This is a genomic window from Actinobacillus porcitonsillarum (genome assembly GCF_003101015.1).
Taxonomy (GTDB): Bacteria; Pseudomonadota; Gammaproteobacteria; order Enterobacterales; family Pasteurellaceae; genus Haemophilus_A; species Haemophilus_A porcitonsillarum.
The window spans coordinates 1-23,307 of the sequence record NZ_CP029206.1; the positions used below are offsets into that span (position 1 = coordinate 1).

The window sequence follows — 23,307 nt, forward strand, 5'->3', positions numbered from 1 at the left end:
ACTTTTTAGGCAAATTATTCAAAGAATAAGCGGTTATCTTTTTTTCATATTTTGCAAATTGCTAAACAAATTAGACCGCTTGCCAGCTTTTCGTTAAAATAAAGAAAAACATAAAGAAAAGAATATGAAATTAAACGATCAACAACAACAAGCCGTTGAATATGTCAAAGGTGCTTGCTTAGTGCTTGCCGGAGCAGGTTCGGGCAAAACGCGGGTAATTATTAATAAAATTGCCCACTTAATTGCACACTGTGGTTATTCGCCCAAACAAATTGCTGCCGTAACCTTTACCAATAAAGCCGCACGGGAAATGCGTGAACGTGTGGCTCATTCTATTGGTAAAGAAAAAAGTAAAGGGCTGACAATTTCTACCTTTCACACACTTGGGTTTGAAATCTTAAAACGTGAATATAAGTTACTTGGTTTTAAATCAGGTATGACATTATTTGATGAACACGATCAACTGGCATTATTAAAACATTTGCTACCTGAAACAGTAAGCGAAGATAAAGATTTATTAAAACAGCTCATTAGCACCATTTCAAACTGGAAAAATGATTTACTCTCTCCTGAAATGGTGATTTCGCATACAAAAACCGAGCGAGACCGTGTTTTTTCTCACTTTTATCAACTTTATCAAAACCAATTAAGAGCCTATAACGCTTTGGATTTTGATGATTTAATTATGTTACCGGTATTGCTATTTCGTCAATTTCCGGAGGCTAAAGCGCGCTGGCAACAAAAAATTCGTTATTTACTGGTTGATGAATATCAAGACACAAATACCAGCCAATATGAACTCATTAAACTTATTGTTGGCAAAGAGGCAAACTTTACCGTTGTAGGCGATGATGATCAATCCATCTACTCCTGGCGTGGAGCAAAGCCTGAAAATATGCAACGTTTACGAGAAGATTTTGATCTTAAAGTTATTAAACTGGAACAAAACTATCGTTCTAGCCAACGTATTTTGCATTGCGCCAACATTCTGATTGATAATAATGACCATATCTTTCAAAAGCGACTTTTTTCACAGCTTGGAGAAGGCGAAAAGCTCAATGTCATAGAAGCCAAAAATGAAGAACACGAGGCTGAACGTATTGTAGGTGAGCTGATTGCCCATCGTTTTTCTAAAAAAACAAAATATAAAGACTATGCCATTCTTTATCGAGGGAACCATCAATCTCGCTTGCTTGAAAAATTATTGATGCAAAATCGTATTCCTTACAAAATTTCAGGTGGAACGAGCTTTTTTGCCCGAGCTGAAATTAAAGATATGATGGCGTATTTACGCTTAGTGGTCAATCAAGATGATGATGCAGCTTTTTTACGCATTGTTAATGTCCCTAAACGAGAAATCGGAGCGGCTACGCTCGAGAAATTAGGGCAATTAGCAAATGAAAAGCATATTAGTCTTTTTGAAGCGATTTTTGATTTCGAGCTTATTCAGCGCCTTACGCCAAAGCCTTATCAAGCGCTACAAGATTTTGCGCACTGGATTGTAAAAATTGCTGATCAAGCAGAACGAGCCGACCCATTAGAAACCGTCAAAGATCTTTTATCACACATTCAATACGAAGCCTATCTTTACGAAACGGCAACATCACCTAAAGCGGCCGAAATGCAAAGTAAGAATGTTGAAACATTGTTTGAATGGGTGCAAAGTATGTTAGAAGGCGATGAATTGGAAGAACCGATGACACTGATTCAAGTCGTAAACCGTTTAACATTACGAGATATGTTGGAGCGGAGCGAAGAAGATGATGAAGCAGATCAAGTTCAACTGATGACCCTTCACGCTTCCAAAGGCTTAGAATTTCCACATGTATTTTTAATCGGTATGGAAGAGGGGATTTTACCCCATCAAACCAGCTTAGATGAAGACAATGTGGAAGAAGAACGCCGTTTGGCTTATGTTGGTATTACTCGGGCCCAACAAACCCTCACTTTTTCACTTTGCAAAGAACGCCGTCAATACGGAGAAGTTATGCAAACCGAGCCTAGCCGTTTTTTACTTGAGCTCCCTCAAGATGATTTAATGTGGGAACGAGATAAACCTAAAATGTCCGAAGCTGAAAAAGTGGAAAAAACCTCCGCCCATATTGCGAATTTAATGGCACAGTTAAAAGCAAATAGGAAATAAGCATATGTCGTTATTTAAATCCACGAAAAAAGAGGAACACTGCCCTGATTGTGGCGCCATATTGCAAATAAAGCAGGGGAAACGAGGCTTGTTTCTCGGTTGTTCTAACTACCCAAAATGCGAGTATATTAAGCCCCTTCAGCAGCACTATCACGTGGTGAAAACCCTTGAAGAAAGCTGCCCTGAATGTGGGCATTTGCTTCAAATCAAACAAGGGCATTTAGGCATGTTTATTGGTTGTAGCAATTACCCGACTTGCCATTTTATTGTTCACGAACAGCAAGAAGAGAGTGAGGAGGTTAATTTTCTTTGCCCGGAATGTAAACAATATCAACTGATTGCAAGGAAAGGACGAGCGGGAAAAATGTTTTATGGCTGCCGAGGTTATCCTCAATGTAAATTTACACTAACGCATAAACCGGTACTAAAAACCTGCCCACAATGTCATTGCACTTTAGCCACGCAAAAAAAAGAAGGATATTACCAATGTGCAAACAAACATTGCCAGCATATATTTAAAGAAGAACCAAATGAATAATTTAGAACAAATTTTAGACAAAGTTAAACAAAATCAGGTTGTCGCTTACCCGACTGAAGCTGTTTTTGGTTTAGGTTGCAATCCTAATAGCGAACAAGCGGTTAAATTATTGCTTGATTTGAAAAAACGTCCCGAAGAAAAGGGGCTTATTCTGATTGCTCATAATCTTGAATTACTCCGCCCTTACATTGATGAAAGCCAACTTAGTGAAACTGAATGGCAACGATTGAACACGCAACAAGAACAAGCGATTACTTGGATTATGCCGGCTAAAACAAATCTACCACGTTATTTAACCGGCAAATTTAACTCTATTGCAGTGAGAATTTGTCGCACACCAGCCGTGGTTGCTTTATGTGAAAACTTACAATCTGCCCTCACCTCTACAAGTGCAAATCTATCCGGTTTAACGCCTTGTCGAACATACCACGAAGTTTATGCCCAATTTGGACAAGATTTCCCAGTTTTAGAAGCAACAACAGACGGCAAAACCAATCCGTCTGAAATTCGAGATATTTTCACACAAAAAGTTTTTAGAGCCGGATAAACATGAATAAAAGAGGCTACATAAATTCTATTTTATGTAGCCTTCTTCTCATCCATATTCAACTATTGAACTTTCAACTTCTTACCAACCACAATTTGGTTATTCTTAATATTGTTTAATTGGCTCAATTTTTCTGGTGTCGTACCATATACTCGTGCAATTGAGTAGAGCGTTTCATCTTGTTGTACGAGATGATAACCGGTATTTGATTTTTGAGGTTGCTTACGTTCGCTTTTTTCCTCTTTTTTTACCTCGTCTTTTTCTTTTGATTTACGCTCAATATCTTTTGCGTTTTCAGCTTTTGTTGATTTTTTCTCTTTAGTAGAGACCTCTTTTACAGGCTTTTTAGGCGTATCTTTTGATGTATCCTCTTTTTTATCCTTGTCTTTTTTACTCTCTTTAACTTCTTTCACTTTTACATTTGAAGCACGCGATTCTGAGATGTTTACGTGACTATTGCGATATGCAACCAAACCGTTATAAATCGCTTTGGCTAATTGCTTACGATAAGACGCTGTTGATAATTTTTTCTCCTCTACCGGATTAGAAAGAAAGCCCGTCTCAACTAAAATTGAAGTAATGTCCGGAGAACGCAACACACTTAAACTTGCATGTTGTGGTGCTGATTTTGCAAGCGTTGTCATATTTGCCATACGCGCTAAGACGGTTTTACCTAATTCATATCCTGCACGTTGTGAATGTGAGAATTGTAGATCTAATACCGTTTGATTTAAATAACGTTCATTATTATTTGATAAAATACGTCCAGCACCACCTAAAAGTTCTGATTGTTTCTCACTCTCCTCTAACCATTTACCCATTTCATCGCTGGCTCTTTGGTTAGAGAGAACCCAAACAGAAGCTCCTTTAACTTCACTTGAAATCGGTGAAGAATCTGCATGAATAGACACTAAATAATTCGCTTTATTCTTACGAGCTATTTCTGTTCGCTCAGGTAATTGAATAAAAACATCACTATTACGCGTCATGACCGCCTTAAAATTGGGATCGGCATCAAGAAGTGCTTTTAACTCCTTTGAAATAGAGAGGGTAACCTCTTTTTCTTTAATGCCAAGTGTTTTCCCAATGGCTCCTGGGTCTTTACCGCCATGTCCTGCATCAATAACAACAACGGTTCTTGCTTGACTCAACGAGCTCAACATAAGTCCAAATAAACTCACTAAAAAATAACGTATGACTTTTTTCATTCTATTCCTATATTTTTTTACTTTAAGATAAGCGGTCTAATTATTCTTCTCTTTATTCTTCTCTTTTACCAAGCCAATGTTTGATTTGCTGCCCAATATCACTTTGAGACGATAAGTTAAGGTTTCTGCCGAGCTCCGCATATTCAAGTTCAATGACAAGATCTGCCTCAGGAATCATCCCTTGCCCTTTACTTGGCCATTCTAATAAACATAACGTTTGTGGGCGGAAATAATCTTTAATCCCCATAAACTCAAGTTCTTCCGGATCCGCTAAACGATACAAATCAAAATGATAAAGTGTAAAAGGCGATAATTGGTATTCTTCAACCAAAGTATAAGTCGGGCTTTTTACATTTCCTTGATAACCAAAACTTCTCACGATACTTCGTGTTAAAGTGGTTTTTCCTGCACCTAAATCGCCCTTTAAATAAATAACAACCCCGATATCGGGATGATTAATTAACACCTCTTTTACGGCAGTAGCAAGTTGTTGCCCAAATTGCAACATGCTCTTTTCATCTGGAAAATAATATGTCATGGCTTAAAGTTTAATAAAATGTTCGCGATAGAATTTTAATTCATTGATGGATTCCCGAATATCATCAAGCGCCAAATGCGTATTACGCTTTTTGAATTGTGTCAGTATTTCAGGCTTCCAACGATTTGCTAACTCTTTTAATGTACTAACATCTAAATGGCGATAGTGGAAATAATCCGCTAAATCCGGCATATATTTGTAAAGAAAACGCTTATCTTGCGGAACGCTATTACCACAAATCGGAGACGCACCTTTAGGCACCCAGCGTTTAAGAAAATCAATGGTTTGAAGCTCTGCGGCTCTTTCCGTGAGTTTGCTGTTTTTCACACGTTCAATCAGCCCATTTTCGGTATGAGTTTTCACACACCAATCGCTCATTTTCGCTAAGAGTTCATCCGACTGTTTGATCGCTAACACCGGACCTTCTGCTAAAATATTAAGATCTTTATCGGTGACAATTGTCGCGATTTCAATAATTCTTTCTTTTTCCGGATCTAATCCCGTCATTTCAAGATCAATCCAGATAAGGTTTTGTTTATCTTGAGACATTAGTTTTCCTTATTTGATTTTAATGCCAATGCATTTAACACACATAGCGGAACAAAGTGTGAAATATCGCCATGGTGTTTATAAATTTCTCTGACCATTGTCGATGAGATATAACGTAGCTCAACAGCAGGTGGAAAAAAAATCGTTTCCAAATGTTCATGAGCCAATTTGTGATTTAATTGTGCTAACTGAATTTCATATTCTAAATCATCACTACCACGAATACCGCGAATTAATGCTTGTGCTTGATGTTCTAAAGCAAAATCTGCAAGTAATCCGCTAAATCCGACCGCTTGTACATTGGATAAATGTAAACAACTTTCTGAAACTAATGCGGTTCGCTCTTCTAAAGAGAATAGCGGTTGCTTACTTGGGTTTTTGGCAACAGCAACAATCACTTGATCAAAAAGTGAAGCGGCACGCTGAATAATATCTAAATGCCCTTTCGTAATAGGGTCGAACGTTCCCGCATAAATGACTTTACGATTCATATTTTTTCTCTAAGTAAGGGGCAAGTAAAGCAAGCTGGCGTTTAAGTGCGCCTTGATTTTCTTTCAATACCTCAAAGCCAAATTGTGCTATTTTTTTTCCTTCGTTCTCATGTTGCAATAGAAACTCGACAGACTCCACAAGTACATCTACCGAACTATCTATTTCAATGACGCCATTAACTTCTCTTAATTTACTAAAGATTTCAGGGAAATTATAAGTATGTACACCAGAAATGACAGGAAGTTCAAAAGCAATCGGTTCAAGTGGGTTATGCCCACCATGTTTGACTAAACTTCCACCAACAAATGCTATTTTCGATAACCCATAAAGAATCATCATTTCTCCCATACTATCCCCTAACAAAACCTGTGTTGAAGATAAAAAAGGCTCACCGCTTGATCGTTTCACATAACTCAATCCAGATTTCTTTATCAATTCTTCTACGCTCAAAAATCGCTCAGGATGACGAGGAACAATAATCAATACTAAATTAGGATACGTATCTAATAGTTTCTTGTGCGCTTCTAAAATCAATTTTTCCTCGCCCTCATGGGTACTTCCCGCAATCCAAATCGGACGATAATGAATATTTAGCTGATTTGCAGTTTCAATCACTTGCTTTCGTAATTCATCGTTGATCTCTAAATCAAACTTCAAGTTCCCTGTATTGACTAGTTTATGTTCCTGATAACCTAAAGCTAAGTAGCGTGTTGCACTCACATCATCTTGAGCTAAAATCATATCAATCTCATTAAGCATGTTTTTTATACTGGATTTTATCCAGCCATAACGTTTTGCCGAACGAGGGGATAATCTTGCATTTGCAATGACAAAGGGGATCTTATGTAATGCAAATTTACGGATAAGATTTGGCCAAAGTTCCGTTTCAATAACAACCATTAGCTTAGGATCAACAAATTGAATGAAGCGTTCTATGGCATCGGGTAAATCATAGGGTAAATAGAAATGTGACACGCTATCTCCAAATGCAGCCTTCACTCTATCTGATCCTGTAGGTGTTACCGTAGTCACTGTAATCGGTAAAGAAGGGTAAGCCTCCTGAACGGCTCGGATAAGCGGTGTAGCAGCAATAACTTCCCCCACAGAAGCTGCATGAATAATAACCCCCTTTGCTTGAGGTTTTACCAGATTATGATAATGCCCATAACGTTCACAGAGACGCACACGATATTCCGGTTGTTTTATCCCTTTTTTCCACATCAATAACAGCACAAAAGGCTGAATTAAATATATTAAAAAAATATAACAATAGCGGAGCATATTATTCCTTCACAAGCGGTTGATTTATGGCATTTTTTTGCAAACCGATAAATAAAATCACAGTAACAAAATAGAACATTGCACCAGAGGTGTGTGATAAAAAACCTTGGCTCAAACAGTAGCTCATCGTTAATAAAATATGACTAATGCCCATCACTCCCCATAAATTAGCTAGCGAACCGGTGGGTGCAAGTGATAAATTTTTTCTAAAAATATTCAGTGGAACAAGGAAAATAGACAGTAGCGCTGCTAAACCTAATAAGCCTCTAGCTGAGCCATCGTGTAAAAATTGGTTATGGGCGTGATCAAAATCCGCTGCATATTGAGAAATTTTCTTTTCTGCAAAATGTTGCTTGCGCATCCCTTTAACGCCCTGCAATCCCCAGCCAAAAATCGGTTTTTCTTGCATACCTAATACAGCACTTTTCCACATATCAAAACGAGCACCAAGTGAAGTATTGCCATCATTATTGTCTATGTATGCCTGAATATCATATTGTGCTTCAGCAACGCGTTGTTTAATCATATTTCCGGCTGAAACACCACTAATTAACACAATAAATGCTAGACTAATAGCAACCCATTTTGAGAAATTTTTACGATTAATCCAAAAAATTGCTAATAATACAAAAGGGACACCAACCCAAGCACCTCTTGCTCCCGTTAAAAAGCTAGCGATCATAGCAAATAACCCAGCAATTAAACTTATAGCTAACATCGTATAATTACGCTTAGCATAAAAATAAAATAAGGCACAAAATGCGAAAACGGCAAGAGACATCACAATATCGCCTGCTTGAATATGCATAAAACGCGGGAAAGGTTTAGGAAGCCCAAGCCCGAAGACTTGAACCAGAGCAACGCCACCAGCAATTAACCCAGCAATCAAAATAGCATAGAGGATCCAAAGATGCTTTAACGTCGTTTTTAAGCATACGGCTAAAATTGGTAATGCCAATAATGCCCGGCTCGCTAAATCTAGCTCATTAGCCTTTCCTTTATGGATAATCAGCGATAGCACAAAAAGCAAGAAGTAAGCACCGAAAGCCCCTACCAACCATTTAGTTTGGCTATCCCATTGTCCATTTTTTTGTTTGATCGAAGGATAAAGTAGTCCTAAGCCTGTTAAGGCAAGCAAAATAGGGATCAAGCTATAACTGATTTTAAAATGTAGAATAAGAATAAAAAATAGCCCAATTAAGAGCGATAAAATCAGCGATTGATTGGCTTTGATACGGCTTAACATATTGATTTCTCAAGTGGGTAAAAAATGACTTGCTATTATACCGAAATTCTCGCTAAATTTGCGTAATTTCAAAAAAATGTCCCTGAATAATCAGGGACATAAGATTACGCTTTATGCGGATTTCTTGTATTGGTTTCGGTTAAATTTCGCATTAACAACGCAAAATCTAATTCAATATCCTGTGGTACATCAACAAAAACAAAATGCCCATCGCCTAAACCTGCCTCAACATTTTCATTTTTACGATTTAACAAGCGGTCAATTTTGAACACAATATTACCTTTTGGTGTCATCATCTCGACAGAATCGCCAACAAGGAATTTGTTTTTAACCGCAACTTCTGCCATGCCTTGTTCATTACGTTTACCAGTAAATTCGCCCACAAATTGCTGACGCTCTGAAATAGAGTAACCATACTCATAATTTTGATATTCATCATGTGTATGACGGCGTAAGAAACCTTCCGTATAACCGCGATGCGCCAAACTTTCTAATGTATCTAATAACGAAGTATCAAAAGGCTTGCCTTCTGCGGCATCATCAATAGCTTTACGATAAACCTGTGCGGTTCTTGCGCAGTAATAAAATGACTTGGTGCGTCCTTCAATTTTAAGGGAGTGAACGCCCATTTGTGTTAAACGTTCTACGTGTTGTACGGCACGCAAATCTTTTGAGTTCATAAAGTAAGTACCGTGTTCATCCTCAAATGCGGTCATTTGTTCATCCGGACGATTTGGCTCGGTATAAAGGAACACTTTATCTGTGTGAGCGCCTTCCCCTAAAGTTGGTGCCACATTCGTAACTTCAATTTCAGGCTGATATTTTTGCACTGCATTCTGAGGGACGATATTCCCTACTTCATCAGTCGTTCCTTCTTCCATTTTATATTCCCAACGGCAAGCATTGGTACAGGTTCCCTGATTTGGGTCACGTTTATTGATATAACCGGAAAGCAAGCAACGCCCAGAATAAGCCATACACAATGCGCCGTGAACAAAAATTTCTAGCTCAATATCCGGCACATTTTGACGAATTTCTTCAATCTCTTCCAATGACAACTCGCGAGATAAAATCACACGGGTTAATCCCATTTGTTTCCAAAATTTAACCGTTGCCCAGTTTACGGCATTTGCTTGAACAGAAAGATGAATATCCATCTCAGGGAAATTCTCGCGTACAAGCATAATTAAACCAGGATCAGACATAATCAAAGCATCAGGTTTCATATCCACCACGACTTTGAGATCTTTAATAAACGTCTTTAATTTTGAGTTATGCGGCGCAATATTAACTACCACATAGAATTTTTTACCTAATTCGTGAGCTTCTTTAATCGCAATTTCTAAATTTGCGTGATTAAACTCATTATTACGAACACGTAAGCTATAACGAGGCTGCCCAGCATAAACGGCATCTGCACCATAAGCAAAAGCATAGCGCATATTTTTTAATGTGCCGGCTGGCGAAAGTAGTTCAGGTTTGGCGTATTTTAAAGTCATATAAGTTCTCTTCTGATTACAAGTCAGGACTTCTCACAAGGAGAAGCGTTAAAAAGTGTTTATTTTCTAAGAAATAACCTTTTCTCGCAAGTCATAGATAGATTAAAATACAAATTCTTTTAACGGTTTTTGTAACCGTGGGAAAATAAATATGAAATTGAAAACACTTTTAGCCATAAGCTTACTTGCGATTTCAACAACGGCAATGTCAGCTGGCGTTATGAAAGAAATGTTTCAAATGAAACAGCAACTCAATTTACTCAATAGTGCTGAAACTGTGGAGGCTTTCCAAGCTTCGGCTGATAACTTTATTACCTTATCTGAGCAAGCAAAAGCAACGATGCCGGCAAGTTTAGAAGGCGATGAAACACGTTTTAAAGGCTATCAAGCAGGTATGCAAGAGGTAATTGACGTTGTCAAAAAAGCAAATGAACAAGCAAAAGCCGGCAAATTAGATGAAGCTAAAGCATTACTGACTGAATTAGATGGCATGCGTAAGAAATATCATAAAGAGTATAAATAATAGTAAAAACGTCCAAGCAAGCTTGGACGTTTTTTAATTTAGCTAAATAATTTTCCTAGCACGCCTTTTGCTGCTTGTGCTAATAAATCATCTGTATTTAAATTTTTCAAATCCGGTAATTGCCCGTCTGGCGTAAGCATATTCACTAATTTTGGTAGATACTCCGCCAAAATATCTCCTGCATCTTTTGTATCAACGCCGGCGGTTTCTGCAGCAGAACGTAAATTATCTTCGCCTACAACTTCAACAATTTGTTGATTTGAGATTGGGGCATTTTCTTCATTTGGGCTAATCCATGATTTAAGTAAATCATCTAAACCACTTTGGTTAAAACGTTGAATCAATCCTTCAATTCCGCCTTCAGATTGAAGTAAAGATTGAATTAATTGCATCGCAATAGATTGATTACTATTATTGCCGCTTAATACTGATGAAGCGATCGATCCTAAAATGTTACCTAACATACTTATGTTCCTTATCAAATATTGCTATCTACAAGCGGTTGATTTTTGCAAAACATTTACCAAAAGCAACCGCTTGCTGTTTAGCAAGATAAAATTTGGCGTACTCGTTCCAAATCTTCTAATGTATCCACACCCACTTGTGGGGCTTCTTTTGCTAACGCAAGATGAATTTTCTCGCCATACCATAACGCTCTGAGTTGCTCTAGTGACTCTAACTGCTCAAGGGCTGTTGGCTGCCACGCTACATATTGTTTAATAAAACGCGCTCGATAGGCATAAATACCAATATGGCGTAAATAATTCTGCTGTTGAACAAAAGCATCATCACAATGTGGGAAATCATCACGTCCAAACGGAATTGGCGCTCGTGAGAAATAGAGGGCCATTCCATTTTTATCGTTCAACGTTTTAACCACATTTGGATTAAAAAGTTCCTCACGGGTTGTTAATTTTACCGCAAGTGTCGCCATATTAACCTGATTTTCAGCCAAATTGCGGGCAACTTGTTCAACAATACTTGGTGGAATTAAAGGCTCATCGCCTTGAATGTTCACAACAATCTCGTCATCTGCAATTTGCATTTTTTCTACTACTTCAGCTAAACGCTCTGTACCGGAATTATGTTTATCTGAAGTCATACAAACTTCTGCCCCGAATTGACGGGCAACACTTTCAATTTCAGGATGATCTGTTGCAATAATCACACGATTTGCACCCGCTTGTTGTGCCTTTTCCCAAACGTGTTGAATCATCGGTTTACCGACAATATCTGCTAAAGGCTTACGAGGTAAACGGCTTGAGGCATAACGAGCCGGAATAATGACGGTAAAATTCATTTTTTACTCCTAGCTTTCTAAAGCATCTAAAAAACGTTCTGCATCAAGTGCTGCCATACAGCCTGTTCCAGCCGATGTGATCGCTTGACGATAGTTATGATCCATCACATCGCCTGCGGCAAATACGCCTTCAACTGAAGTTGCTGTCGCATTGCCTTCTAAGCCTGATTTCACTTTAATATAGCCATTTTCGAGTTCTAATTGACCTTCAAAAATTGCGGTATTCGGTGCGTGTCCAATCGCCACAAAGAAGCCATCAACATTAATCTCTTCAACCAATTCATCTTTCGTTGAGGCTAAACGCATTCCCGTTACGCCCATATTGTCGCCCAATACTTCTTGAACCGTGCGATCTGTATGTAAAATAATTTTGCCTTCTTCAACACGTTTGGCTAAACGTCCTAATAAGATCTTTTCAGCACGGAAGGTATCACGGCGATGCACAAGATGCACTTCGCTTGCAATATTGGCTAAATAAAGCGCTTCTTCCACAGCGGTATTCCCACCACCAATGACGGCAACCGGTTTATTACGATAGAAAAAGCCATCACAAGTTGCACAAGCCGAAACGCCACGCCCTTTAAAAGTTTCTTCTGAAGGTAAACCTAAATACTTGGCAGAAGCCCCCGTGGCAATAATCAATGCATCGCAGGTAAATGTATTGAGATCGCCTTTTAATGTAAAAGGGCGTTTTGAAAGATCGACACTATGAATATGATCAAACACAATCTCTGTTTCAAATTTTTCAGCGTGCTTTAACATCTTATCCATTAAACCCGAACCGGTAATTTGCTCATATTCGCCCGGCCAGTTTTCAATTTCATCTGTGGTGGTAAGCTGACCGCCTTGTTGCATACCTGTTACGAGAACCGGTTTTAAGTTAGCACGAGCGGCATAAACTGCGGCAGTATATCCTGCCGGACCAGAGCCTAAAATCAATAATTTTACGTGTCTTGTTGTCATGTTTTTTCCTTAATAAAAGTGATCTTTGCTGACTATTTTAGCATGCCTATGTGGCTAATAGAGTAAAGAGTAAAGCTGGCGTCTAAATTTAGGCACAATAGGATCATTACCAAGTGCAGCTAAAATAGCAAGAAATTGTGCCTTAAGCTCGCCGTTTGCAACATTAAGATCAGACTTAAGCCAATCAAATAAAAGTGTTAATGCCTCTTCATTTTTATGCGCTTGATGAAGTTGGTTTGCCAGTTTCATGGCTATCTCTGGCGTCTTTTGCGTCGCATAGTCTTTTTGTAACTGCTGCAATTCAGGCGATTCAGAAGCTTGTTCCAACAGCTCTATTTGCGCTTGTAGTCCATTCCAACGGCTATCTCGATCTTGAATAGGGATCTGTTTTAAAATCTCTCTAGCTTCCTCAGTTTTTTTCATCACGATATAGGTTTCTGCGTATAACAAAGCAAAATCACTATTTTTCTTATCGGATAACTCCCACGCGTTTTTTAATAAAGGTAAAGCTTCTTCATAACGCTGATCTTGTAACAACTCAAGCGCTTGATTAAATTTAAGATCTTCTTCTTTTGGTAAAATGTTTGCTAAACGAACACGTAATTCAGGTTCGCTTACTGCCCCTTGAATCATATCAATCGGCTGCCCATCAGCAAAAAGGTACATGGTTGGAATTGTTTGAATACGAAATTGTGTAGCTAATTCTCGCTGTTCATCACAATTTACCGTTGCCAAAATAAATTGCCCTGAATGTTCATCTGCCAGTCGGCGTAATAAACCATCCATTTCAAGTGAAGCCATTTCACGCGGCGAAATAAAATTAAACACCATCGGTACTTGTGAAGCCGCCGCCCAAACTTCGCTAAAATTAGCTTCATTTACATTAACAATATATTCCATCTTGTTTTTCCAATTATTTAATCAAATCACTATTTTACTGCATATAAGGTTAAGTGTAAGCCGTTTCAATAGGTAGCTCACTTCTTTGCCATGCATCGAACCCACCTTTTACACTATATACTTGTTCAAAACCTTGTTCGACCAAAAATTGAGCTGCATTTCGGCTACTTACGCCATGATAACAAATCACGATAATCGGCTCGTCATAATCAACCTCATCTAATAGTCGCCCATAACTTTCATTCGTTAAATGAAAAGCACCTTGAGGGTGGCTATAAACATAGCGGCGAGCATCACGAATATCCACTAATGTTGCCCCTTCTTGTTCAAGTAAATGCCAAGCCTGCTCAGGTAAAATCTCCGTAAATGTTTCCATAATTATCTCTCTATTTCAAAAAATTTCGGCAATATAACACAAAATAGTCATTCTCGTTCCTATTATTCTAAGTTGAATTTCTTATCTTATTTAGTATAATTAAGAACTATTTTCAAATGCATTAAAAATTAATGCATGACATTCATTGAACTGAGGAATTTATGGAACAGCTTTTTCAATTTTTACAAAATTATATCGACTACATTATTTTAGGATTATTAGCATTTATGAGCATTGTGCTGGTTTGGAAAATCATTGAACGCCTTATGTTCTACAAGCAAGTGAATGTACAACAATATGACACACAAGAAGAGTTAGAAATTGACCTTACTCGCAATCTCACAACGATTTCAACCATTGGCGCAAATGCCCCTTATATCGGCTTATTAGGTACTGTTATTGGTATTTTATTAACATTCTATGAATTAGGTCATTCTGGTGGCGATATTGATGCGGCATCAATCATGGTTCATCTTTCATTAGCCTTAAAAGCAACAGCAGCAGGTATCTTAGTAGCTATTCCGGCAATGATGTTTTATAGCGGTTTTAATCGAAAAGTGGATGAAAACAAACTCAAATGGCAAGCGTTAAACGCTCGTAAATCAGCATAACAAGCGGTAATTTTTAAGCCATATTTTACGAGGTGTTAAATGAAAAAATTTGATGAGATCAACATCATTCCTTTTATTGATATTATGTTGGTGCTACTTGCTATCGTGCTCGTTACAGCTTCCTTTATTTCACAAGGAAAAATCCAAGTAAATGTGCCGAAAGCGACCACAACTCAAGCGGTAAAAGCTGATGATCTGGCGAAATTGGTTACACTAACCGCAGACAATCAATTTTATTTTAACGATCAACCGATTGATAAATCACAGTTAAATGCTGAAATTGCCCGTTGGAATAAAGAACAAAAAGTAACATTAAAAGTAGATGGCGCAGTTCGTTTTGATAAATTTGTTGAATTAACCGATTTACTGGCAGCAAATCAAATCAAAAACGTAGCGATTGTAACTCGAAAAGAGAATGGCAAATAGGGCGTAAAGATGAATAAACGCAACTCTCGTATTGGTTTAGTTGGCTCTATTGCAATTCATGGCGCCATTGTTGGGAGCGTTTGGGCGGCAATGACTCAACTGCCTCAAGAACCTATCATCGAACAAGAGGTGACGAGCATTTCAATGGAAATGCTCGCCGGTGTGGAGCAACAAGCTCAAGTTGCTGTTGCACCAGAAGATACGCCTGTGCAACCGGAAGTAGAAGAAAAAGAAACGCCAACCCCAGTTGAAGAACTAAAAGAAGAACCTAAAGTAGAACCACAAAAACCATTAAAAGTGGAACCTATTGCCGAAAAACCAAAAGAGAAAAAAGAAAAACCTAAAGAGAAAAAGCCTGAACCGCCAAAAGAAAAACCTAAAAAAATCGAAAAAAACATTGAAAAACCGAAAGTCGAGAAACCAAAGCCGATAGAAAAACCGAAACCCGTATTGGAAAAACCGGCTAAACCAATTAAAGCCCTTGAAAAAGGGATTGAGGCTAAGGAAGGCATAGTGGCTAAAGCAGCCCCTAATCTTCCACAAGCGATTAAAGCACAACCTGGTATAGCACAAGGTAGCCCAGCTGGTAAAGGTAATATCGGTAGCTCAGCCGGTTCAGACAATGGTAATGCACCGAAAAGCACGGCATCAGGTAATGAAATCAATGCTTATAAAGTCACATTGCAACGGGCTTTACAGCGAAGAGCAAATAATACATATCCTGCACGTGAAAAAATGATGAGAAAAACCGGAACAGTAACACTGTCGTTTTCTGTTTCGCCATCAGGACAAGTTACGAATGTACAGGTAATTAATAGCTCTGGAAATTCAAACCTTGATGCGGCAGCAGTTAAAGCGGCACAAGGCACGAAAACAGAAGCGCCACCGGCAGGCTTCCCAAGCAATGTAACAGTTCCAGTTCGCTTTGCGATAGAGTAATTTCTCAAGCGGTTAATTTTTTTGTAAAATTTACAAAGAATTTAACCGCTTTATTTTTATGAGGGCTTTATGGCTGATCCACACATTCAATCCCCAATGGACTTTTGGGATTACCTTACCGTTATCATCTATCGTTCAGGCTTTATTATTGCGACATTGATGATATTTCTCTTACCTTACCAATCTGAACCGGCTCAAAAAGGATTGTTAGTTGCTGGAACAATGCTTGGTTCATCTTTACATCTCTATCTCAAACAATTTCGCTTAATTTTTCAATTTGCTGCTTGGATTGGATTACTTTGTGCTATTTTCAACTTACCAAACCTAGCATTTGGAGCCATGTTACTTGTCATTGGTGGGCTAAGTTATAAAGAATACTTTTGTTTCCGGATTTTTGGGCTTAATTTCCAGCCTATCTTGGTAGGGGGGTTATGGTTTGCTGTGTTGTTTGAACAAGCAATACTTATTCAAATACTAAGCAGCATTTGTGGTCTTTTACTACTGATTTTAACAATTCAAAAATGGCGTATGCCACTTCATTTTGATATTGGCGATAAAAGTAAATATCAAATTTAACGATACGATTTGACAAAAATAGCAAAGTAAAAAGAGACTTCAAATGAAGTCTCTTTTTTCATAAAATTAACGTAAAAACGCTGGAATATTTTTCTCGTATTCTGCGATCTTATCTTCGTGTTGCAGCGTCAAACCAATGTTATCCAAGCCATTTAATAAACAGTGGCGGCGGAACTCGTCTAATTCAAAGTGATATACTTTATCGCCAACCGTTACTGTCATTGCTTCTAAATCAATATCAATTTGCTTTCCTTCATTCGCCCAAACCCATTGGAAAATCTCTTCGACTTCTTCTTCGCTTAAACGAATTGGTAACATATGATTATTTAAGCTATTGTTATAGAAAATATCCGCAAAGCTTGGCGCAATCATTACTTTGAAGCCGTAATCGGCTAATGCCCAAGGTGCATGTTCACGAGAAGAGCCGCAGCCTAAATTTTTGCGAGCCAGTAAAATAGTCGCACCTTGATATTTTGGATAGTTTAATACGAAATCCGGATTTGGTTTCGTGCCTTCCGCATCTAAATAACGCCATTCATGAAATAAATGTTTACCAAAGCCTACACGGGTAATTGCTTGTAAAAACTGTTTTGGGATAATGGCATCTGTGTCCACATTTGCTGCATCAAGAGGAACCACTAAGCCTGAATGTTGTTTAATACCTGCCATTTTCTGCTCCTTCTTAATTTAATGTTACATTACGAATATCAACAAATTTACCAAACACAGCAGCGGCGGCTGCCATTGCAGGGCTCACTAAATGAGTACGTCCATTACGACCTTGACGACCTTCAAAGTTACGATTAGAGGTTGAAGCACAACGTTCCCATTCGCCTAAACGGTCATCATTCATACCTAAACACATTGAACAGCCTGGGTTACGCCATTCTGCGCCCGCTTCAATAAAGATTTTATCTAAGCCTTCTTTCTCTGCTTGCTCTTTCACTAAACCTGAGCCCGGAACAACCAGAACACGTTTTACGTTATCTGCTTTCTTACGCCCTTTCATTACCGCAGCTGCTGCACGTAAATCTTCAATACGAGAGTTAGTACAAGATCCGATAAAGACTTGATCAACCGGTACATCTTTTAAATCTGTATTAGCGTCTAAGCCGATGTAAGCTAATGCTTTTTCTGCTGAAGCTTTTGTTACCGGATCCGCCATTTCCGCCGGATTTGGCACTAATTGATCGATACCGATAACTTGCCCTGGGTTTGTTCCCCAAGTGACTTGTGGTGCAATATCTTTTGCTTCCAATACGACAACCGTATCAAATACGGCATCATCATCTGATTTTAACGTTTTCCAGTAAGCGACCGCATCATCCCAATCTTGACCTTTTGGTGCATTTGGACGACCTTTTAAGTATTCAAAGGTGGTTTCATCCGGTGCGACAAGTCCAGCTTTTGCGCCTAATTCAATCGCCATATTACATACCGTCATACGACCTTCCATTGAAAGATCACGGATAGCTTCACCACAAAATTCAACAACGTGCCCTGTGCCGCCAGCCATTGTTGTTTTACCGATAATCGCCAACACAATATCTTTTGCCGTAATTCCCGGATTCACTTTGCCACGCACTTCGATTTTCATATTTTTAGCACGTGCTTGTTTTAGCGTTTGCGTTGCCAATACGTGTTCAACTTCAGAAGTCCCAATACCAAAAGCTAATGCACCAAATGCGCCGTGCGTTGCGGTATGAGAGTCGCCACAAACAATGGTCATTCCCGGTAAGGTCAAGCCTTGTTCAGGCCCCATTACGTGAACAATACCTTGCTCTTTGGTTTTCATATCAAAGAGTTCGATACCACTTGCTTCGCAGTTTTTCGCTAATTCAAGTACTTGGATCTTCGCTTGACCTTCTAATTTATTCACATCACGTACTTGGGTTGAAATACTGTGATCCATTGTCCCAAATGTTTTTCCCACTTGACGAACCTGACGCCCTGCGACACGTAATCCATCAAAAGCTTGCGGACTGGTTACTTCGTGAATTAAATGACGGTTGATATAAAGAATTGGCGTTTCGCCTTCTGCTTCATAAACAACATGAGCATCAAACAATTTTTCGTATAATGTTTTTCCCATAATAAATTCCAACTCAAAAAATAAATAGATTTAGGGTCTGTTTATCTTTCAAAAAAGCCTGCGTTGTCGCCTAAAAAAGCCATCGGCTAGGCGTAAAACGCCGTTAATAGCGGGACTATTGACAAGTTTTACAACGACGGCGAGGGCTTTTTTAGGCACAACCCGAAGGGACGGGCTTCTTTTTTGCCCACTCTACGTTAAAAAAACTTTGTTTAGAATGGCTAAACGGCAGTTTTTTCGCCTTGATTGGGCAAAAAATAAGCTCCGTCGCAGCCTTTTATTGAAAGATAAACAGCCCCTCAACAAAGCGGTCATTATTGGTAAAAATTTTACAATAACAGACCGCTTGTCTGAATGAGGTAAACTATAACGGCTCCCCGAATGAAAGTAAAATGCTATTTTTCGGCTAAAATCCGATTTTTATGCTATACAAATAGTCCAAAAGTACCAATTAAAATAGATTTAAAGCATAAAATATCAAATAACAAGATAGCTTTAGAAATATATCTAGTGATTACCTCATTTTATAGCTCAATTCGCTTTCATTTATTTTTCAAACACTTTTAAATTAAAAGGTTTTTTCTATTAAATAACAGCTCGTTTTTCTAGCATATCCAAAACCATTTCAACCAAACAAGCGGTCGATTTTTCAGAAAAGGTTGCAGAAACTGGCACATACCACCAATTTTCTTGAGCAAACGTTCGGCATTTTACCGCATCTTTTTCTGTCATCAACAATGGTAAATCGCCCTTTTGTAGTGGCTCAATAATCTCTCGTGAATAAGGTTGATGATCAGCAAAACTATGACTTGCTTCCAAATGAATACCTAAATCTTGCAACATCGTAAAAAAGCGTGGAGGATAGCCAATGCCGGCAAGTGCAATGACCGACTGATGATAAAAATCGGTAATAGCTCTTTTCTCGCCTGTTTTTAAATTGATCGCCCATTCAGGTTCTAGTTGCATTAAATGCTCGCCTTCTTTTGCAGATTTTCCATTACAAATGACCGCTTGCACTGAGCTTAAACGGCTCGGTAACTCTCTCAACCCTCCAGCCGGTAATACAAAACCGTTACCAAAACGGCGCTCCCCATCAATAACGACCCATTCCATATCTCGCTCAAGGGCGTAATGCTGTAAACCATCATCAGTAATGATCAAATCTAACTCAAATTGGCTCAGCAATAATTCGATGCTTTGTTGGCGGTTAGGCGAAATCGCAACGGGAGCTTGAGTGCGTTGTGCGATTAACACCGGTTCATCTCCCATTAGTTCAGGATCGCTTTCTGGGGTAACTAATTGTGGAAATTGCTTATTTTTCCCGCCATAACCACGAGAAACCACGCCAACCTTTACACCTCGTTGCTGAAGTTGCTCAACTAACCATACAACCACCGGCGTTTTACCATTCCCACCAACAGAAATGTTACCAACAACCAATACCGGCACCGGCGAGCGGTAAGATTTTAGAATTTTTTTGTGATATAACGCCACTAGTATTTGGCTAATCAGCCAAAAGAGTAAGGAGAATGGGGCAAGTAGCCAAGTGATGAGGGATTTTTTTTGCCAGATTTTCATGTTATTTTTCTTTAAGGTAGTAAATTCGTTTTTTTCTTTCGCCTTCCGCAACAAGTAAATTGAACTCAACAAATTTTGCTAAATAACGTCTCACTGAAGCAGGGCTTAACTCAAGTAACCTCGCTGCCTTTTGATTGGTAATCACTGTATATTGAGTTAAATAACGTTGGATTTTACGATATATCTGTTGTTCTTTATCGCTCAATTTATCGCTTAGTTTATCGCTCATCTCGGAAAGAGAATAAGATTTTAAGGTTGTTAAAATCGCTTCTAACATGAACTCAATAAATGCAGATGAATCATTTTTTTTATTGCTGTAACTAAGCGCATCGTAATAACGCTGTTGGTGTTGATAAATGACTGTTTCAATAGGAATCCACTCAAAAAGAGGTTCCCATTTACTAAGAATAAGATTTTGCCAAAGTCGCCCTATTCTTCCATTACCATCAGAGAAAGGATGTATAATTTCTAATTCGAAATGAACTACACAACTTTTAATCAGAGCAGGCATTTCACTTTTTTTCGCCCAATCTAACAGATCTTTAACGAGTTTAGGAATAAAATCCGATCTTGCACCTAAATGGACTACTTGATCACCACGATAAACTGCAACATCTTTTGAGCGAAATTTCCCCGAATCTTTGATCAATCCATGAGTTAATAATTGATGAGCTTTAAGTAAGTCCCGATAATCATAAGGATCTAATAAAAAAGCCTGTTCATAGGCTTGATAAGCATTTTCCACTTCATGAATATCTTTAGGTGGGCCCAAAACACGCTTACCGTTAATAATACGCGTTACTTGGTCTAGAGTCAGAGAATTATTTTCAATAGCTAGAGAAGATTGAATTGAACGAATCCGATTTTCTTTACGTAAGTGCAAATCTCGCTTTTCTAGCGACAATTGTCCTGCAATTGCTGAAATTTCAACAATCTGATTTAACATGACATGAGTAATCGTAAAATTTGGATTCACTATATTTTACCTAAACGGGTATATCCTAAAGGCATCCTTAAAGATGCCTTTATTTTTTATCGACCTTCAGTAAATGAATAAGCCTATTCTACCTTTGGCTTTTCGCCACTTTCTACGCACGCTTTTTCTATCGTTACTTTTTTCGCATTCAAAGTTGGAAGATCATACATGGTATCAAGTAATAAGCCTTCTACAATTGAGCGTAATCCACGTGCGCCTGTTTTACGAACAATGGCTTTTTTCGCAATCGCAACGAGAGCATCTTGGGTAAATTCAAGTTCAACGCCTTCCATTTGGAATAAAGCCTGATACTGCTTGATAATCGCATTTTTCGGCTCGGTTAAAATTTGAATTAACGCTGCTTCATCAAGTTCTTGTAACGGTGTTACAACCGGCAAACGACCAATTAATTCCGGAATTAAACCAAATCTCACCAAATCTTCCGGCTCAACTTGTTTAAATAGCTCCGTTAAATCTTGACGCTCTTTATCATTCTTTAATTCAGCCGCAAAGCCAATACCGCCTTGTTTATTGGTACGAGCTTCAACAATTTTGTCTAAACCCGCAAAAGCACCACCACAAATAAAGAGGATTTTTGAAGTATCTACAGGGATCGTTTCGCCTTTTGGATGTTTACGCGATCCTTGAGGATTGATATTAGCAACCGTACCTTCAAGTAATTTTAATAAGGCTTGTTGTACGCCCTCGCCTGATACATCTCGTGTAATTGAAGCGCTTTCAGATTTGCGGGTAATTTTATCGATTTCATCAATAAAAACGATGCCTCGCTCTGCTTGCTCTGCATCAAAATCACATTTCATCAATAGTTTTTGGATAACGTTCTCTACATCCTCGCCCACATAACCGGCTTGCGTCAGTGTAGTGGCATCAGCGACAGCAAAAGGCACATTTAAACGGCGCGCCAATGTTTCAGCCAATAAAGTTTTACCGCTTCCTGTCGGTCCAATAAGTAAAATATTACTTTTACCCAACTCAACACCATTGGTCACTTCGTGATTAGATAATGCACTTTTTAGACGTTTATAATGGTTGTATACCGCAACAGATAGCACTTTTTTGGCATATTCTTGCCCAATCACGTAATCATTTAAGTGGGCATGTAGTTCGTGTGGAGTTGGTACGTTATCGAAAAATTGGCTTTCATCTTGTGTTTCATCAATTAATGGCTCTTCTTCGCCATTTAATAATGCATAAGATTCTTCGATACATTCGTTACAAATATGCCCTTCCGTCCCCTCAACTAACTGATCGACTTCTGAACGTTTTTTACCGCAAAAACTGCAATGCGGTTCTTTTTCAAATGCCATTATGCCACCTCACCGCGTGATGTTAATACCTTATCAATCAAACCATATTCTTTCGCTTCTTCAGCCGACATAAAGTTATCACGCTCTGTATCTGCCGCCACTTTATCAAAAGACTGTCCGCTGTGTTCAGCCATTTTACGGGTAAGCATCTCTTTTAATTTTAAGATTTCTTGCGCTTGAATTTGAATATCCGTTGCTTGACCACGTGCACCACCTAATGGTTGATGGATCATTACACGAGCATTTGGTAGCGCAAAACGTTTCCCCTTCGCCCCACCGGAAAGTAAAAATGCCCCCATTGAGCAAGCCTGCCCTGTGCAAAGCGTAGCGACATCTGGTTTGATAAAATTCATCGTGTCATAAATGGCTAAGCCTGCTGTAACAACACCGCCCGGTGAATTGATGTAAAGATAAATATCTTTTTCAGGATCTTCTGCTTCTAAAAATAATAATTGTGCGACAATCAAGTTTGCCATATTGTCTTCAACTTGACCGTTTAAGAAAATAATACGTTCTTTTAATAAGCGTGAGTAAATGTCGTATGAGCGTTCTCCTTTTGAAGTTTGCTCAACAACCATTGGAATGAGTGCCATTTTTTATTCCTTTTAATAAATCGTCATAAAACTTTGCTATTCTAGCAAACTTTCAGAAAATCATTAACAACAAGCGGTGAGATTG

Annotated in this window: 26 protein-coding genes; 8 read left to right on the forward strand and 18 right to left on the reverse strand. The window is 38.6% G+C overall.

Annotation, left to right across the window (positions count from 1 at the left end):
* Positions 1-124 precede the first annotated feature (124 nt).
* Genes rep through tsaC form a run of 3 tightly spaced genes read left to right on the forward strand, consistent with a single transcriptional unit; the run spans position 125 to position 3,228 of the window.
* Positions 125-2,143, forward strand: a complete 2,019-nt coding sequence (gene rep / locus DDU33_RS00005) for a DNA helicase Rep (protein WP_108922308.1) — start codon at positions 125-127, stop codon at positions 2,141-2,143.
* A 4-nt stretch (positions 2,144-2,147) separates the two neighbouring features.
* Complete coding sequence (locus tag DDU33_RS00010) at positions 2,148-2,681, forward strand: DNA topoisomerase family protein (protein WP_108922310.1); 534 nt, start codon at positions 2,148-2,150, stop codon at positions 2,679-2,681.
* Entirely contained in the window at positions 2,674-3,228 is a 555-nt protein-coding gene (gene tsaC, locus DDU33_RS00015; protein ID WP_108922312.1) for an L-threonylcarbamoyladenylate synthase type 1 TsaC, read from the forward strand. Before DDU33_RS00010 ends, tsaC begins: the two co-directional genes overlap by 8 nt.
* A gap of 62 nt (positions 3,229-3,290) precedes the next feature.
* Here the strand turns inward: tsaC and DDU33_RS00020 are convergent, their stop codons facing one another.
* The 7 genes from DDU33_RS00020 to trhP all read right to left on the reverse strand — a co-directional run bounded on the left by DDU33_RS00020 (position 3,291) and on the right by trhP (position 10,041).
* Complete coding sequence (locus DDU33_RS00020; RefSeq protein ID WP_108922314.1) at positions 3,291-4,436, reverse strand: N-acetylmuramoyl-L-alanine amidase; 1,146 nt, start codon at positions 4,434-4,436, stop codon at positions 3,291-3,293.
* A gap of 52 nt (positions 4,437-4,488) precedes the next feature.
* Positions 4,489-4,974: a tRNA (adenosine(37)-N6)-threonylcarbamoyltransferase complex ATPase subunit type 1 TsaE gene (gene tsaE / locus DDU33_RS00025; protein WP_108922316.1), complete on the reverse strand. Its 486-nt coding sequence runs from the start codon at positions 4,972-4,974 to the stop codon at positions 4,489-4,491.
* Positions 4,975-4,977: 3 nt separating this feature from the next.
* Complete coding sequence (gene orn / locus DDU33_RS00030; RefSeq protein ID WP_005818932.1) at positions 4,978-5,523, reverse strand: oligoribonuclease; 546 nt, start codon at positions 5,521-5,523, stop codon at positions 4,978-4,980.
* Positions 5,523-6,014 carry a pantetheine-phosphate adenylyltransferase gene (gene coaD / locus DDU33_RS00035; RefSeq protein ID WP_108922318.1) on the reverse strand — a complete coding sequence of 164 codons (492 nt, stop codon included), beginning with the start codon at positions 6,012-6,014 and terminating at the stop codon, positions 5,523-5,525. Before coaD ends, orn begins: the two co-directional genes overlap by 1 nt.
* Positions 6,004-7,296, reverse strand: coding sequence for a lipid IV(A) 3-deoxy-D-manno-octulosonic acid transferase (gene waaA / locus DDU33_RS00040; RefSeq protein WP_108922320.1), 1,293 nt, complete (start codon positions 7,294-7,296; stop codon positions 6,004-6,006). Before waaA ends, coaD begins: the two co-directional genes overlap by 11 nt.
* Position 7,297: 1 nt before the next feature.
* Positions 7,298-8,542: an O-antigen ligase family protein gene (locus tag DDU33_RS00045; protein WP_108922322.1), complete on the reverse strand. Its 1,245-nt coding sequence runs from the start codon at positions 8,540-8,542 to the stop codon at positions 7,298-7,300.
* A gap of 104 nt (positions 8,543-8,646) precedes the next feature.
* Positions 8,647-10,041 carry a prephenate-dependent tRNA uridine(34) hydroxylase TrhP gene (gene trhP, locus DDU33_RS00050; RefSeq protein ID WP_108922324.1) on the reverse strand — a complete coding sequence of 465 codons (1,395 nt, stop codon included), beginning with the start codon at positions 10,039-10,041 and terminating at the stop codon, positions 8,647-8,649.
* Between the two features lie 151 nt (positions 10,042-10,192).
* Here trhP and DDU33_RS00055 point away from each other — a divergent pair, with 151 nt between their 5' ends.
* A complete protein-coding gene (locus DDU33_RS00055) occupies positions 10,193-10,564 on the forward strand; it encodes a cytochrome b562 (protein WP_005818923.1) in 372 nt (123 codons plus the stop codon).
* Positions 10,565-10,602: 38 nt separating this feature from the next.
* Here the strand turns inward: DDU33_RS00055 and DDU33_RS00060 are convergent, their stop codons facing one another.
* From DDU33_RS00060 to glpE, 5 genes are all read right to left on the reverse strand, one after another.
* A complete protein-coding gene (locus tag DDU33_RS00060; protein WP_005818921.1) occupies positions 10,603-11,028 on the reverse strand; it encodes a YidB family protein in 426 nt (141 codons plus the stop codon).
* Between the two features lie 80 nt (positions 11,029-11,108).
* Positions 11,109-11,864: a 3-deoxy-manno-octulosonate cytidylyltransferase gene (kdsB, locus tag DDU33_RS00065; RefSeq protein WP_108922326.1), complete on the reverse strand. Its 756-nt coding sequence runs from the start codon at positions 11,862-11,864 to the stop codon at positions 11,109-11,111.
* Between the two features lie 9 nt (positions 11,865-11,873).
* Positions 11,874-12,827: a thioredoxin-disulfide reductase gene (gene trxB / locus DDU33_RS00070; RefSeq protein ID WP_005818917.1), complete on the reverse strand. Its 954-nt coding sequence runs from the start codon at positions 12,825-12,827 to the stop codon at positions 11,874-11,876.
* Between the two features lie 54 nt (positions 12,828-12,881).
* Entirely contained in the window at positions 12,882-13,727 is an 846-nt protein-coding gene (locus DDU33_RS00075; RefSeq protein ID WP_005818915.1) for a co-chaperone YbbN, read from the reverse strand.
* Between the two features lie 49 nt (positions 13,728-13,776).
* Entirely contained in the window at positions 13,777-14,106 is a 330-nt protein-coding gene (glpE, locus tag DDU33_RS00080) for a thiosulfate sulfurtransferase GlpE (RefSeq protein ID WP_108922328.1), read from the reverse strand.
* Between the two features lie 158 nt (positions 14,107-14,264).
* Here glpE and exbB point away from each other — a divergent pair, with 158 nt between their 5' ends.
* The 4 genes from exbB to DDU33_RS00100 all read left to right on the forward strand — a co-directional run bounded on the left by exbB (position 14,265) and on the right by DDU33_RS00100 (position 16,655).
* Entirely contained in the window at positions 14,265-14,714 is a 450-nt protein-coding gene (exbB, locus tag DDU33_RS00085) for a TonB-system energizer ExbB (protein WP_108922330.1), read from the forward strand.
* Positions 14,715-14,753: 39 nt separating this feature from the next.
* Entirely contained in the window at positions 14,754-15,140 is a 387-nt protein-coding gene (gene exbD, locus DDU33_RS00090; RefSeq protein WP_005818911.1) for a TonB system transport protein ExbD, read from the forward strand.
* A 9-nt stretch (positions 15,141-15,149) separates the two neighbouring features.
* Entirely contained in the window at positions 15,150-16,079 is a 930-nt protein-coding gene (locus DDU33_RS00095) for a TonB family protein (protein WP_108922332.1), read from the forward strand.
* Between the two features lie 69 nt (positions 16,080-16,148).
* Complete coding sequence (locus tag DDU33_RS00100; protein ID WP_108922334.1) at positions 16,149-16,655, forward strand: DUF2301 domain-containing membrane protein; 507 nt, start codon at positions 16,149-16,151, stop codon at positions 16,653-16,655.
* Positions 16,656-16,721: 66 nt separating this feature from the next.
* On the opposite strand, the gene leuD is transcribed toward DDU33_RS00100, so the two are convergent.
* The 6 genes from leuD to clpP all read right to left on the reverse strand — a co-directional run bounded on the left by leuD (position 16,722) and on the right by clpP (position 23,222).
* Positions 16,722-17,324: a 3-isopropylmalate dehydratase small subunit gene (leuD, locus tag DDU33_RS00105; protein ID WP_005818906.1), complete on the reverse strand. Its 603-nt coding sequence runs from the start codon at positions 17,322-17,324 to the stop codon at positions 16,722-16,724.
* 13 nt (positions 17,325-17,337) lie between these two features.
* Positions 17,338-18,747 (reverse strand): 3-isopropylmalate dehydratase large subunit, encoded by a 1,410-nt coding sequence (gene leuC / locus DDU33_RS00110; RefSeq protein ID WP_108922336.1) that lies wholly within the window; start codon positions 18,745-18,747, stop codon positions 17,338-17,340.
* Positions 18,748-19,332: 585 nt separating this feature from the next.
* Positions 19,333-20,325, reverse strand: a complete 993-nt coding sequence (gene lpxK, locus DDU33_RS00120) for a tetraacyldisaccharide 4'-kinase (protein WP_108922340.1) — start codon at positions 20,323-20,325, stop codon at positions 19,333-19,335.
* 1 nt (position 20,326) lies between these two features.
* A complete protein-coding gene (locus DDU33_RS00125; protein WP_039895590.1) occupies positions 20,327-21,301 on the reverse strand; it encodes a Fic family protein in 975 nt (324 codons plus the stop codon).
* A gap of 83 nt (positions 21,302-21,384) precedes the next feature.
* Entirely contained in the window at positions 21,385-22,629 is a 1,245-nt protein-coding gene (clpX, locus tag DDU33_RS00130) for an ATP-dependent protease ATP-binding subunit ClpX (protein WP_108922342.1), read from the reverse strand.
* Positions 22,629-23,222, reverse strand: a complete 594-nt coding sequence (clpP, locus tag DDU33_RS00135) for an ATP-dependent Clp endopeptidase proteolytic subunit ClpP (protein ID WP_005818894.1) — start codon at positions 23,220-23,222, stop codon at positions 22,629-22,631. The genes clpX and clpP overlap by 1 nt, the downstream gene beginning before the upstream one ends.
* Positions 23,223-23,307: the final 85 nt, after the last annotated feature.